A 12716-nucleotide genomic window follows, 5' to 3' on the forward strand; every position below is an offset into this window, starting at 1 on the left:
CCCGGCCTTGTGGGTGGTGGCTTGTTTTTTAGATCGTGTCCGGGGTGGGGTGGTGGGGTGGCTGGGGGGGGGGGGGGGGCCCCCCCCCCGGCCCCCACGCCCCCCACGCGCGCGTGGACGACGACCCGCCCCCACGCGCGCGTGGACCCCGCCCGGCGCCCCCGCGCCCCGCCCCTGGGCGCCGCGGCGTGACCGGAACCACCTCCCCGGGCCCCTGTCCCGCCCCGTACCCTGTCCTTCGTGGCAGAACCAGTGGTGCGCATCCCGGATGCGAAGGTCGCCCTGTCGACGGCCTCGGTCTATCCGGAGTCGACGGCGACGGCCTTCGAGATCGCCGCGCGCCTCGGCTACGACGGCGTCGAGGTCATGGTGTGGACCGATCCGGTCAGCCAGGACATCGAGGCCCTGCGCCGGCTCTCGGACTACCACCAGGTCCCGATCCTCGCCGTCCACGCGCCCTGTCTGCTCATCACCCAGCGCGTCTGGTCCACGGACCCCTGGACCAAGCTCCAGCGCGCCCAGGCGGCCGCAGAGAAGCTCGGCGCGTCCACCGTCGTCGTGCACCCGCCGTTCCGCTGGCAGCGCCAGTACGCCCGTGACTTCGTCACCGGCATCTGGCGGATGGCCGACGAGACGGACGTCCGGTTCGCCGTCGAGAACATGTACCCCTGGCGGTACAAGGACCGCGAGATGCTCGCGTACGCCCCCGAGTGGGACGTCACCAAGGACGACTACCGCCACTTCACGGTCGACCTCTCGCACACCGCCACCGCCCGCACGGACGCCCTCGCCATGATCGACCGCATGGGCGACCGCCTCGGCCACGTCCACCTCGCCGACGGCAAGGGCTCGGCCAAGGACGAGCACCTGGTGCCGGGGCGCGGCACCCAGCCCTGCGCCGAGCTCCTGGAGCGGCTCGCGCTCTCCGGCTTCGACGGCCACGTCGTCATCGAGGTCAACACCCGCCGGGCGATGTCAGCCGCCGAACGCGAGGCCGACCTCGCCGAGGCCCTGGCCTTCACCCGGCTGCACCTGGCCTCGGCGGCCAGACCGTCGTCCCGGGCCCCCCGCTCATGACCGGCTCCCGTTCATGACCGGACCGGTCCCGCGCCGCCGCGGCCGCCCGTCGCGTACCGAGGACGAGAGCGGCCCGGGCGCACGCGAACGCATCCTGGAGGCGGCCCGCGCGCAGTTCGCCGACCGCGGCTACGACAAGACCTCCGTGCGCGGCATCGCCAAGGCGGCCGATGTCGACCCGGCGCTCGTGCACCACTACTTCGGTACGAAGGACGAGGTGTTCGCCGCCGCGATCGAGGTCTCCTTCGAGCCCACGACCGTCGTCCCGGCGATCATCGAAGGGCCGCGCGACGCCATCGGCGAACGGCTCGCCCGGTTCTTCATCGGCGTCTGGGAGAACCCGGCCACCCGCGCCCCGCTCCTCGCGATCATCCGCTCCGCGCTGACCCACGAAGCGGCCGCGAAGGTGCTGCGCGGCTTCGTGCTGCGCCGACTCCTGGAGCGGATCGCGGCCGACCTCGACGTACCGGACCCGAAGTTCCGCGCGGAGCTTGCGGCCTCCCACATGATCGGGATCGCGATCCTGCGGTACGTCATCCAGGTCGAGCCGCTCGCCTCGGCCCAGCCGGAGAAGATCGTGGAGATGGTCGCCCCGACCCTCCAGCGCTACCTCACCGAATCCTGACCGCCACGACGGTGCCGACGGCCTGACCGAAAGCTGAACACCGGGTCCGGCATACGGACACGCTGTCCAGATCTTGGTCCGTCGGCGTACGCTCGACAGCAAGCACACCCGTCACAAGGAGCGAGCGACGATGCCCGAGCTGAGGTCCCGCACTGTCACCCACGGTCGCAACATGGCGGGCGCACGCGCCCTTATGCGCGCCTCCGGTGTACCGGGCGCGGACATCGGCCGTAAGCCGATCATCGCGGTCGCCAACTCCTTCACGGAGTTCGTCCCCGGCCACACCCACCTGCAGCCCGTCGGCCGGATCGTCTCCGAGGCCATCACGGCCGCCGGCGGCATCCCGCGCGAGTTCAACACGATCGCCGTCGACGACGGCATCGCGATGGGCCACGGCGGCATGCTGTACTCCCTCCCCTCCCGCGACCTGATCGCGGACAGCGTCGAGTACATGGTCGAGGCGCACTGCGCCGACGCCCTGATCTGCATCTCCAACTGCGACAAGATCACCCCCGGCATGCTGATGGCCGCCCTGCGCCTCAACATCCCGACGGTCTTCGTCTCCGGCGGCCCGATGGAGTCCGGCAAGGCGATCCTGGTCGACGGCACGGTCCGCACGCTCGACCTGGTCGACGCGATGTCCGACGCCGTGAACCCCAAGATCTCGGACGAGGACATGCTCCGGATCGAGGAGAACGCCTGTCCGACCTGCGGGTCCTGTTCCGGCATGTTCACGGCCAACTCGATGAACTGCCTGACCGAGGCCATCGGCCTCTCCCTCCCCGGCAACGGCTCGGTCCTCGCCACCCACACGGCCCGCAAGGCGCTGTACGAGAACGCGGCCCGCACGGTCGTCGACATCACCCGTCGGTACTACGACGAGGACGACGACTCGGTCCTGCCGCGCAACATCGCCACCCGCGCCGCCTTCGAGAACGCCATGGCCCTGGACATCGCCATGGGCGGCTCGACGAACACGATCCTGCACCTGCTCGCCGCCGCCCAGGAGGCCGAGCTGGACTACGGCCTGTCCGACATGGACGAGGTCTCGCGCCGCGTGCCGTGCCTGGCCAAGGTCGCGCCGAACGTGGCGCCCGGCGGCACGTACTACATGGAGGACGTGCACCGCGCCGGCGGCATCCCCGCCATCCTCGGCGAGCTGTACCGCGCCGGTCTCCTCAACGAGGACGTCCACACCGTCCACTCCCGCTCCATCAAGGAGTGGCTGGAGACCTGGGACGTGCGCGGCGGCTCCCCGTCGGAGGAGGCCGTCGAGCTGTGGCACGCGGCGCCGGGCTGCGTCCGCTCCGCGACCGCCTTCTCGCAGTCCGAGCGCTGGGAGTCCCTGGACACGGACGCGGCCGGCGGCTGCATCCGCGACGCGGCCCACGCGTACTCCAAGGACGGCGGACTCGCGGTCCTGCGCGGCAACCTGGCCGTCGACGGCTGTGTCGTGAAGACGGCCGGCGTGGACGAGTCGATCTGGACCTTCGAGGGCCCGGCCGTCGTCTGCGAGTCGCAGGAGGAGGCCGTCGAGAAGATCCTCAACAAGCAGGTCAAGGACGGCGACGTGGTCGTCATCCGCTACGAGGGCCCGCGCGGCGGCCCGGGCATGCAGGAGATGCTCTACCCGACCTCCTTCCTCAAGGGCCGGGGCCTGGGCAAGACCTGCGCGCTGGTGACGGACGGCCGCTTCTCGGGCGGCACGTCGGGCCTGTCGATCGGCCACGCCTCGCCGGAGGCGGCCTCGGGCGGCACCATCGCCCTGGTCGAGGACGGCGACCGGATCCGTATCGACATCCCGAGCCGTGCGATCGAACTGCTGGTCTCCGACGAGGTCCTGGCGGCCCGCCGTGAGGCGCTGGGCGGCGTCTACGCCCCGAAGAACCGTCAGCGCAAGGTGTCGGCGGCGCTGCGGGCGTACGCGGCGATGGCGACGAGCGCCGACAAGGGCGCGGTGCGCGACGTGACGAAGCTGGGCTGACCTCTTCCGACGTACCGGTGCGGGGAGTGGGCGGAAACGCTCGCTCCCCGCTCGGCTTTCTCGGGAGCCTCACGGCTGACCCGTGGTCACCAACTCCCCGGGTCCCGCCCGTCCACGGCGAACACGGACCCGTCGGGCGCGGTCCCGAACACCCGGTCCCCGGCGACGACGGGAGCGGGCACGGTGGTCGCGTACCCGAGCCGCCCGTCCCGCAGCCGCGGCCTGGTCTGCCCGAGCAACGCCCCTCGCTCGGCGTCGACGGCGAGCAACCGCCCGTCGGCCACGGAGAGATAGAGCCGTCCGTCGGGCCCGAGGACCGGCGCGGAGACGTTGCCGGCGGCGGTCTCGAGCTCCCAGAGGACGCGGCCGGTGGGGCCGGCGGCGGTGTCGAGGGCGGTGAGCCGGCCGGCGGTGTCGAGGAGGAAGACGGTGTCGCCGCGTACGGCGATCTTCGGATCGTCGAGCGGGTACGGCAGGGGGAGACGTCGCGTGGCCCCTTGCGCGGGCTCGTGGCGGACGAGGGTCTCGGTGCGCGAGTCCCGCCCCTTGGCCGCCAGGAGCAGCGCTCCGTCGTCGGTCGTGGTGACCGGGACGACCTCTCCGTCGAGGCGCTGCTGCCAGGCCACCTCACCGGTCCGCGGCCGCAGTGCGCTGATGCGTGTGCGTGTTCCGTCCGCGGTGGTCTCGAACACGGTCAGCAGGCCGGACTTCGGGTCGTACGGCCCGATGCGCGGGCCGGCGTGGCCACGCAGCGCGTGTCGCCAGAGCTGCTTGCCGGTGGCGCCGTCGACGACCTTGAGCGTGCTGGACCCGTCGGAGAACACCACGGCGTCACCCGCGGGGTGGGCCCGTCCGACGTGAGCCGCTGTGCCGGTGTGCCAGCCCGGCGCACCCCCTGCCGTTTCGTACGTCCGGACACCGCCGGCCGCCCCGGCGACGCCGACCAGATCGTCGGGAAGGAACCAGGGGGCGGGCGGGGTCTCCTCCTCGGGCCCGGACGGGTGCGACCAGACCACGCGTCCGGTCGCGCTGTCGACGCGGACGGCGCCGACGCCCCGGCCGGAGCAGAAGAGCGCGTCGGAGGCGTGACGACACGTGGGGGCAGCGGCTTCGCCACTGTGTGGCAGTACGGTCTGCCAGCCCGAGAACGGCTGGGCCGCGTTCGCCTTGTGCGGCGCGGACGGGGCGGGGTCTTCGGGACCGAGCAGGCTCGCGACGACCGTGCCGCCGGCGGCGAGGGCGAGGACTGCGGCGGTCGTGATCTGCCGGCGGAACCGTCGTCGTCGGCGGCGCGGTGCCGGAACCCGTACGGGCGTGTCGGCGTCCCACGACCCCGACGGCCCGGGCGGGGACTCGGGCAGGGTGAGAGGCCGGCGCTGGGCCGGTATGAACGCCGCCGCCTCGTACGAGGGCGGCAGCAGCGCCGCCATGATCTCGGCCGGGGTCGGGCGGTCGGTCGGCTCCTTGGCCAGACAGCGCGCGACGAGCGGAGCCAGCTCTTCCGGAACCCCCGTCAGATCCGCGTCGTCGTGGACGACTTGGTACGCGACGATGTACGGGCTGTCGGAGTCGAACGGCCCGTGCCCGGTGGCCGCGTGCACCAGCACGGAGCCGAGCGCGAAGACGTCCGCCGCCGGCCCGACCTCGCGGGGCCGCTGGAACTGCTCGGGCGCCATGAAGGGCGGCGAACCGATCAGCTTCCCCGTCTCCGTGTGCAGATCGCTGTCCATCGGACGGGAGATGCCGAAGTCGATGACCTTCGGTCCGGTGTCGGTGAGCAGCACGTTGCTCGGCTTGAGGTCGCGGTGGACGACGCCGGCCCGGTGGATGTCGCGCAGCGCCTCCGCGAGTCCGGCCGTCAGCCGCCGCAGTTCGGCGGGGGACAGGGGCCCGTTCCGCTTCACCTGGTCGGCGAGGGTGGGGCCGGGGACGTAGAGGGTCGCCATCCAGGGGCGCACGGCGTCGGGGTCGGCGTCCACGACGGGTGCGGTGAAGGCGCCGCTGACCCGGCGCGCGGCGGCCACCTCCTGGCGGAAACGGGCCCTGAACTCCGGGTCCTCCGCGTACTGTCCGTGCACCACCTTGACCGCGAGCCGCAACCCGGAGGCGGAGGTGGCCAGATGCACCACACCCATGCCGCCTGAGCCGAGAACGGCCTGGAGGCGGTAGCCGCCCGCGTACTCGGGTCCTTCCGCTTCCCGGTCGGCACCGGTACTGCGCAACGGCGGCATCGCCCACCCCCGTGTGGTTCCGCGTCGAGTCGCGCGCGTGCGCGACGCACGGAGCCTAGTCGATGGCACCCGCGATGTCGGTGGGGCTTGCTAGCCTGCGCGTCGCAGAGAGTGAATTCCAGCGGATTGCTTTGCGCCAACGGGGGAGGACGTCATGAGCGTTGACGAGACGAGCGATGCGGCAGCGGTTTCGGAGCTGGACGGGGTGACCACCATGAGCGTGGCGCGCTATCCGGTCGCGCCCGGCTACCGCGTGAATGTGCGCTCCGGGCCGGGGACCCAGTACCCGATCGTGCGGGTGCTGAGCGTCGGTGTGAGCGTGCCGATCTACTGCCAGAAGCCCGGCGAGTGGGTCACCGGCCCGTACGGCACCACGAACATCTGGGACAACATCGCGAGCGGCGAGTACGTCTCGGACGCCTACGTGAACACCGGCAGGGACGGCTACGTCGCCCGCCGCTGCGGCTGAGGGGAGCCCACGAGCATGACCATGCGCGGCTGAACCCCTTCCGCCGACACCCGGGGATAATCGACCTCGTGAGCGACGAAGACCAGACCGCCAAGCCCGGCACCACCCCCAAGGGCGCGGCCGGCGGCACCCCCGCCGGACCGCAGCCCGAGGAGATCCGTTTCTTCGGGACCACCTGGGTCGACCACAGCGGCAACTACACGCTGCGCCGCGTCGGCCTCGCCGCCGGTGCGCTGGTCGCCGCCGCGGCCGGCTGCTTCGTGCTGCGGTTCGCGTACCAGGGGCTGGCGATCGCCGAGACCGGCGGCCTCGTGAACATGCTCGTGGTCCTGATGTTCGCGATCTGCAGCGCCATCGCCTTCCGCAAGACCTGGGAGAGCTTCGTCCGCCGCCCGTCCGACCCCGCGCGCGAGGACTCGCTCCGCAGCCTCAAGATGATCGGCTTCATCGGCTCGCTCCTCGCCTACTTCCTCCGCAGCTTCATGGAGGCCCCGGGCGAGAAGCTGCGCCGCACGGAGTACGAAACGGCCCGCGCCCAGTACGAGAAGCGCCGCGGCGCCCGCGCGGGCAACCCGGCGGCCCGCAAGAAGCCCAAGCGCAAGTAGCGCCCTCCCGGAGCGCCGCCCCGAGCCGCCCGGCACCTCCCATGTCCACCCGGTCCGCCGGGCCTGCGGCGTGCCCAGGAGCAGCAGCCGGCCGTCGGCTGCCCCGTCGCGTTTTACGGACGTCCCGAGTGCTTGACGCTCCGAACCCCCGCGCGCATTATTCATCACATGATGAATTACACCGGCGATGTCGCGCAGCCGGCCATCGTCGCGCACGGCCTCACCGCCGTACGAGGCGACCGCACCGTCCTGCGCGGCCTCGACTTCACCGTCCCGGCGGGCCGGATCACCGGTCTCCTCGGCCCCTCCGGCTGCGGCAAATCCACCCTGATGCGCGCGATCGTCGGCACCCAGGCCCACGTCACCGGCACCCTCCAGGTCCTCGGCCGCCCCGCGGGCGACGCCGCCCTGCGCTCCCGCATCGGCTACGTCACCCAGGCGCCGTCCATCTACGACGACCTCACCGTCCGCCAGAACCTCGACTACTTCGCCGCCGTCCTCCTCCCCGGCCGCACCCACCGCGAAGACCGCCGCGCCGCGGTCGCCCGGGCCATCGACGACGTCGACCTCGCCTCACACGCAGACTCCCTCGCCGGCCGACTCTCCGGCGGCCAGCGCAGCCGCGTCTCCCTCGCCGTCGCCCTCCTCGGCACCCCCGAGGTCCTCGTCCTCGACGAACCCACCGTCGGCCTCGACCCCGTCCTGCGCCGCGACCTGTGGAACCTCTTCCACCGCATCGCCGACGAGCGCGACGCCGCGATCCTCGTCTCCTCCCATGTGATGGACGAGGCCGAGCGCTGCCACCGACTGCTCCTCATGCGCGAGGGCGAGATCCTCGCCGAGGACACCCCCGACGCCCTCCGCCGCCGCAACGACACCGCCACCGTCGAGGAGGCCTTCCTCCACCTCGTCGACGCCGCCAACGCCCGCGCGGCCGTACGCCTTGAGGAGCCCCAGCGATGAGCAGTGCCCGCACCCTCGCCACCGCAGCCCGTGTCCTGCGCCAACTGCGCCACGACCCGCGCTCGATCGCCCTGATGATCCTCGTCCCGTGCCTGATGCTCGTCCTGCTCCGGTACGTCTTCGACGGCAGCCCGCAGACCTTCGACAGCATCGGCGCCTCGCTGCTCGGCATCTTCCCGCTGATCACGATGTTCCTCGTGACCTCGATCGCCACCCTGCGCGAACGCACCTCCGGCACCCTGGAACGCCTGCTCGCCATGCCGATCGGCAAGGGCGACCTCATCGCCGGCTACGCCCTCGCCTTCGGCCTCCTCGCGATCGTCCAGTCCACCCTCGCCACCGGCCTCGCCCTCTGGGGCCTCGGCCTCGACGTCGTCGGCTCCCCCTGGCTCCTCCTCCTCGTCGCCCTGCTCGACGCCCTCCTCGGCACCGCCCTCGGCCTCTTCGTCTCGGCCTTCGCCGCCTCCGAATTCCAGGCCGTCCAGTTCATGCCGGCCGTGATCTTCCCCCAGCTGCTGCTCTGCGGCCTGTTCATCGCTCGCGACCGGATGCAGCCCGTCCTGGAAGCGATCTCCAACGTGCTGCCGATGTCGTACGCCGTCGACGGCATGAACGAGGTCCTCCGGCACCCCGACATCACCAGCACCTTCGTCACCGACGCCCTCGTCGTCGCCGGCTGCGCCCTGCTCGTCCTCGCCCTCGGCGCGGCGACCCTCCGCCGCCGCACGGCCTGACCGCCCCTCGGACACCCACACCGCGCGAACCCGCGCGGTGCGAGGATGGCGACACGTATTCCTTCCGGCGAGGTGAACAGAGCCATGACCCAGACCGTCGCAGTCCTCGGCACCGGCAAGATCGGTGAAGCGCTCCTCAGCGGCATGATCCGGGCCGGCTGGCGCCCCGCCAACCTTCTGGTCACCGCCCGCCGCACCGAGCGAGCCGAAGAGCTGCACGCCCGCTACGGCGTCGAGACCGTCACCAACGCCGAGGCCGCCAAGCGCGCCGACACCCTCATCCTCGCCGTGAAGCCCCAGGACATGGGCCGCCTCCTCGACGAACTCGCCCCCCACGTCACCGCCGACCGCCTGGTCATCAGCGCCGCCGCCGGCATCCCCACCTCCTTCATCGAGGAGCGGCTCACCGCCGGCACCCCCGTGGTCCGCGTCATGCCCAACACCCCCGTCCTCGTCGACGAGGGCATGTCCGTCATCTCCGGCGGCAGCCACGCCACCCCCGAGCACCTCGTCCACGCCGAGGAGATCTTCGGCGGCGTCGGCAAGACGCTGCGCGTCCCCGAGTCCCAGCAGGACGCCGCCACCGCCCTCTCCGGCTCCGGCCCGGCCTACTTCTACTTCCTCGTCGAGGCCATGACCGACGCCGGCATCCTCCTCGGCCTGCCCCGCGCCCAGGCCCACGACCTGATCGTCCAGGCCGCCATCGGCGCCGCCGTGATGCTCCGCGACAGCGGCGAACACCCGGTCAAGCTCCGCGAGGCGGTCACCTCCCCGGCCGGCACCACCATCAGCGCCATCCGCGAACTGGAGAACCACGGCGTACGGGCCGCCCTCATCGCCGCCCTCGAAGCCGCCCGCGACCGCAGCCGCGAACTCGCCTCCGGCAACGGCTGACCTACCCGGCCGAAGCCCCCTTCAGCACGTCCTCCGTCGTCACGACCCGGGCGAACCGTCCCCCATGCAGCGACACCGCCGTCGCCCGGGTCAGCTCCTCCGCCGACGCGGCCCACCCGAACGGCCCCTCCAGGTCGAAGGTGTGCATCGCGTCCAGCGGGAACACCACGTCGTAGCCGAGGTTCCCGCCCATCCGCGCGGTCGTCTCGTTGCACATGTTGGTCTGAATCCCGACGATGACGATCTGCCCGATCTCCTCCCCGGTCAGCCACACGTCCAGCGACGGCTCCCCGTAGAACGCCGAGTTCACGCTCTTCGTCACCAGCAGCTCCCGCCCGCTGCCCTTCCCCCTCCGCTCCTCGACGAAGTCCTTGAAGCCGTTGCCCGCGTGCCCGACCCGCAGCGGCGACCGCGACTCGGCCGGCGAATCGTGCCGTACGAACACGACCGGCCGCCCCGTCCCCTGCCACAGATCGATCAGCGCCGCGATGTTCTCCTCGGCCGCCGGGTTGTTCCGCTTCCCCCAGTACTCCTCCTCGAAGCCCTTCTGTACGTCGACGACAACCAGCGCTGCGTTCTCCGCGATCTCCATGCCCACGATGCTGCCGCCCGAAGGCCACCCGTCCCAGAGGAGAGAAAGCCACCGATCGATGGTTTACTGCCACGCATGCAGCGCATCGCCCTGATGGCCTTCCCCGGCATCCGCGCCTTCGACGTCTCCGTCATCACCGAGGTCTGGGGAAGCGACCGCCGTATGCGCGGCGTCCCTCCTTTCGAACTCCGCCGCGTCGCCGCCGACCCGGCCACCCCCATCACCCTCCGCGGCGGCCTCACCCTCACCCCCGACCGCACACTCGACTGGCTCGACGGACTCACCCCCTCCGACCTCGTCCTCGTCCCCGGCATCGAGGACCCCGACGCCGAGACCCCCACCCCCGTCCTCGAAGCCCTCCGCAGGGCCCACGCCGTTGGCACCCCCGTCGCCTCCCTCTGCGCAGGCGCCTTCGTCCTCGCCAAGGCCGGACTCCTCGACGGCCGCCGCGCGGTCACCCACTGGCACCTCGCCGGGACCCTCGCCACCCGGCACCCCCAGATCACCGTCGAGCCCGACGCCCTCTTCGTCGAGGACTCCGGTATCTGGACCTCGGCCGGCACCGCCGCCGGGATCGACCTCTGTCTCCACCTCGTCCGCACAGCCCACGGAGCCGAGGTCGCAGCAACGATCGCCCGCTCGATGGTCACCGCCCCCTTCCGCACCGGCACCCAGGCCCAATTCATCGAGCGCCCCACACCCCGCGCGGACCGCGACGCCGACGCCCTGGCCGCCGTCCGCTCCTACGCCCTCGCCCACCTCGACGAAGCGCACACCGTCGCGAGCCTCGCCTCCCGCGCCGGTATGTCCCCGCGCACCTTCGCCCGCCACTTCCAGGCCACCACCGGAACCACCCCTCTCCACTGGCTCATCACCCAGCGCGTCGCCGCCGCCCAGAAACTCCTCGAACTCACCGACCATCCCCTCCCCGAAGTCGCCCGCCGCGCGGGCTTCGGCAGCGAGGTCACGATGCGCCAGCACTTCGCCTCGCACCTCGCCACCAGCCCGCGCGACTACCGCCACGCGTTCCGTCACCCGGCCGGCAACAACCCGATCGCCCGATAGGCCCGGTCCACCAACGGCCGCGCCATCTCCCGGGCCCGCTCGGCCCCGTCCCGTAGCACCCCGTCCACATGCCCCGGATCGGCCGCAAGCTCCGCATGCCGCTCCCGGACCGGCCGCAGCATCTCGACCACCGCGTCCGCCGTGTCCCGCTTCAAAGATCCGTACGACTCATATACACCGGCCAGGGCCTCCGGGTTCCCACCCGTCGAAGCGGCCAGCAGATCGAGCAGATTCGCCACCCCGGGACTGGCCTCCCGGTCGTACACGACATCCCGTCCGCTGTCCGTCACGGCCCGCATGATCTTCCGCCGGACCGCGTCCGCGTCGTCCAGCAGATAGACGATCCCGGCCCCGTTCTCGTGCGACTTCCCCATCTTCGAACCCGGGTCCTGCAGATCCATCACCCGAGCCGCCACCTCGGGATGCGTCGCCTTCGGCACGGTGAACACATGCCCGTACCGCTGGTTGAACCGCACCGCCAGATCCCGCGTCAGCTCCACGTGCTGCGTCTGGTCCTCACCGACCGGCACCTCCTCGGTCCCGTAGGCGAGGATGTCGGCCGCCATCAGCACCGGATACGTCAGCAACGACAGCCGCACGCTCTCGCCGGCGGCCCGTGCCCGCGCACCCTTCTCCTTGTACTGGATCATCCGCCGCAGCTCGCCGTCGGTGGCCGTGCACTCCAGCAGGTAAGAGAGCCGGGCGTGCTCGTCCACATGACTCTGCACGAACACCGTGCACAGCTTCGGGTCCAGACCGGCGGCCAGCAGCAGCGTGGCCGCCTGCCGACTGAGCCGCCGCACGCGAGCCGGATCGTGCTCGACGGTCAAGGCGTGCAGATCCACGACGCTGAACAGCGCGTCGGACCGGTGCTGGTCGACCTCGACCCACCGCCGTACGGCCCCGAGGTAGTTGCCAAGCGTCAGGTGCCCGGTGGGCTTGACCCCGCTGAAGATCCGCTTCATCGCGTTCGTTCTCCCTCTCTCCTGTGCGCCGACCCGTCGGCCGCACACCCGGAGGGGGATACGCGAACGGCCGCCGAGGACGGCGGCCGTTGAGTGCATGCGTCAGTAAGGGCCGCCGGTCAGGCGGCCCACCACTGGGTGGTGTGCGCATGCGTAGTCATACGGAGAGAGTACGCCCAAGGACCGGGGTTGACATGGGATTGCCCGGTCCGTAGTGTTCTCCGAGTTGTCCGACGTGAGCACCGACCCCGGTCGGCCCCGGACAGCGATTCCGCAAGACCCACTAGAAGCTGACAGCGCTTCATCGCGCTGTCGTGCTTTCCGTGCGTTTTTGCGAAATGAGGAATCCGCGTTCGAAGGTTTGAACGCGAGCCGCCCGATTAGCGTCGGAGGCAAGGAATCCGCTAAAGTCTCACTCGTCGGAACGGCCCAACAGCCGCAAAGACAACCCACTCTGACTGGGAATCAGGCCCGAAAGGATCTGATAGAGTCGGAAACGCCGGAAGGCCGAA

General features: G+C 71.4%; 12 protein-coding genes. 9 read left to right on the forward strand and 3 right to left on the reverse strand.

Translation table 11 applies throughout. From position 1 onward, the window contains the following. The first annotated feature begins 240 nt into the window (after window positions 1–240). From ACFV9D_RS38495 to ilvD, 3 genes are all read left to right on the forward strand, one after another. Window positions 241–1077: a sugar phosphate isomerase/epimerase family protein gene (locus ACFV9D_RS38495; RefSeq protein ID WP_385157650.1), complete on the forward strand. Its 837-nt coding sequence runs from the start codon at window positions 241–243 to the stop codon at window positions 1075–1077. Between the two features lie 13 nt (window positions 1078–1090). Continuing rightward, entirely contained in the window at window positions 1091–1702 is a 612-nt protein-coding gene (locus tag ACFV9D_RS38500; protein WP_385157652.1) for a TetR family transcriptional regulator, read from the forward strand. A gap of 130 nt (window positions 1703–1832) precedes the next feature. Beyond that, on the forward strand, window positions 1833–3686 hold the full coding sequence (gene ilvD / locus ACFV9D_RS38505) for a dihydroxy-acid dehydratase (protein WP_385157656.1): 1854 nt from the start codon (window positions 1833–1835) through the stop codon (window positions 3684–3686). 86 nt (window positions 3687–3772) lie between these two features. On the opposite strand, the gene ACFV9D_RS38510 is transcribed toward ilvD, so the two are convergent. After that, window positions 3773–5917 carry a protein kinase gene (locus ACFV9D_RS38510; protein ID WP_385157660.1) on the reverse strand — a complete coding sequence of 715 codons (2145 nt, stop codon included), beginning with the start codon at window positions 5915–5917 and terminating at the stop codon, window positions 3773–3775. Between the two features lie 154 nt (window positions 5918–6071). On the opposite strand from ACFV9D_RS38510, the gene ACFV9D_RS38515 reads away from it, so the two are divergent. The 5 genes from ACFV9D_RS38515 to proC all read left to right on the forward strand — a co-directional run bounded on the left by ACFV9D_RS38515 (window position 6072) and on the right by proC (window position 9582). Beyond that, window positions 6072–6386: an SH3 domain-containing protein gene (locus ACFV9D_RS38515; protein ID WP_385157663.1), complete on the forward strand. Its 315-nt coding sequence runs from the start codon at window positions 6072–6074 to the stop codon at window positions 6384–6386. Window positions 6387–6454: 68 nt separating this feature from the next. Then, window positions 6455–6991 (forward strand): hypothetical protein, encoded by a 537-nt coding sequence (locus ACFV9D_RS38520; protein WP_385157666.1) that lies wholly within the window; start codon window positions 6455–6457, stop codon window positions 6989–6991. Window positions 6992–7159: 168 nt separating this feature from the next. Next, window positions 7160–7954, forward strand: coding sequence for an ABC transporter ATP-binding protein (locus ACFV9D_RS38525; RefSeq protein ID WP_385157669.1), 795 nt, complete (start codon window positions 7160–7162; stop codon window positions 7952–7954). Then, on the forward strand, window positions 7951–8688 hold the full coding sequence (locus tag ACFV9D_RS38530; protein ID WP_385157672.1) for an ABC transporter permease: 738 nt from the start codon (window positions 7951–7953) through the stop codon (window positions 8686–8688). Before ACFV9D_RS38525 ends, ACFV9D_RS38530 begins: the two co-directional genes overlap by 4 nt. A gap of 84 nt (window positions 8689–8772) precedes the next feature. Further along, window positions 8773–9582, forward strand: coding sequence for a pyrroline-5-carboxylate reductase (gene proC, locus ACFV9D_RS38535; RefSeq protein ID WP_385157675.1), 810 nt, complete (start codon window positions 8773–8775; stop codon window positions 9580–9582). Between the two features lies 1 nt (window position 9583). Here proC and ACFV9D_RS38540 read toward each other — a convergent pair whose 3' ends face one another. After that, the gene (locus tag ACFV9D_RS38540) at window positions 9584–10174 is read right to left on the reverse strand and encodes a cysteine hydrolase family protein (RefSeq protein WP_385157678.1); all 591 of its coding nucleotides are present in this window, start codon (window positions 10172–10174) and stop codon (window positions 9584–9586) included. Between the two features lie 75 nt (window positions 10175–10249). On the opposite strand from ACFV9D_RS38540, the gene ACFV9D_RS38545 reads away from it, so the two are divergent. Then, window positions 10250–11239 (forward strand): GlxA family transcriptional regulator, encoded by a 990-nt coding sequence (locus tag ACFV9D_RS38545; RefSeq protein WP_385157681.1) that lies wholly within the window; start codon window positions 10250–10252, stop codon window positions 11237–11239. Here the strand turns inward: ACFV9D_RS38545 and trpS are convergent. Then, the gene (gene trpS, locus ACFV9D_RS38550; RefSeq protein ID WP_385157685.1) at window positions 11206–12204 is read right to left on the reverse strand and encodes a tryptophan--tRNA ligase; all 999 of its coding nucleotides are present in this window, start codon (window positions 12202–12204) and stop codon (window positions 11206–11208) included. The genes ACFV9D_RS38545 and trpS overlap by 34 nt on opposite strands. Window positions 12205–12716 lie beyond the last annotated feature (512 nt).

This window comes from Streptomyces sp. NPDC059875, from assembly GCF_042731085.1.
Classification (GTDB): domain Bacteria; phylum Actinomycetota; class Actinomycetes; order Streptomycetales; family Streptomycetaceae; genus Streptomyces.

What these genes read in the sequence shown, in the direction of transcription:
- ACFV9D_RS38500 (WP_385157652.1), top strand. Translation starts at nt 1,091, where the DNA reads ATGACCGGACCGGTCCCGCGCCGCCGCGGCCGCCCGTCGCGTACCGAG.
- ilvD (WP_385157656.1), top strand. Translation starts at nt 1,833, where the DNA reads ATGCCCGAGCTGAGGTCCCGCACTGTCACCCACGGTCGCAACATGGCG.
- ACFV9D_RS38510 (WP_385157660.1), bottom strand. Translation starts at nt 5,917, where the DNA reads ATGCCGCCGTTGCGCAGTACCGGTGCCGACCGGGAAGCGGAAGGACCC.
- ACFV9D_RS38515 (WP_385157663.1), top strand. Translation starts at nt 6,072, where the DNA reads ATGAGCGTTGACGAGACGAGCGATGCGGCAGCGGTTTCGGAGCTGGAC.
- ACFV9D_RS38525 (WP_385157669.1), top strand. Translation starts at nt 7,160, where the DNA reads ATGATGAATTACACCGGCGATGTCGCGCAGCCGGCCATCGTCGCGCAC.
- ACFV9D_RS38530 (WP_385157672.1), top strand. Translation starts at nt 7,951, where the DNA reads ATGAGCAGTGCCCGCACCCTCGCCACCGCAGCCCGTGTCCTGCGCCAA.
- proC (WP_385157675.1), top strand. Translation starts at nt 8,773, where the DNA reads ATGACCCAGACCGTCGCAGTCCTCGGCACCGGCAAGATCGGTGAAGCG.
- ACFV9D_RS38540 (WP_385157678.1), bottom strand. Translation starts at nt 10,174, where the DNA reads ATGGAGATCGCGGAGAACGCAGCGCTGGTTGTCGTCGACGTACAGAAG.
- ACFV9D_RS38545 (WP_385157681.1), top strand. Translation starts at nt 10,250, where the DNA reads ATGCAGCGCATCGCCCTGATGGCCTTCCCCGGCATCCGCGCCTTCGAC.
- trpS (WP_385157685.1), bottom strand. Translation starts at nt 12,204, where the DNA reads ATGAAGCGGATCTTCAGCGGGGTCAAGCCCACCGGGCACCTGACGCTT.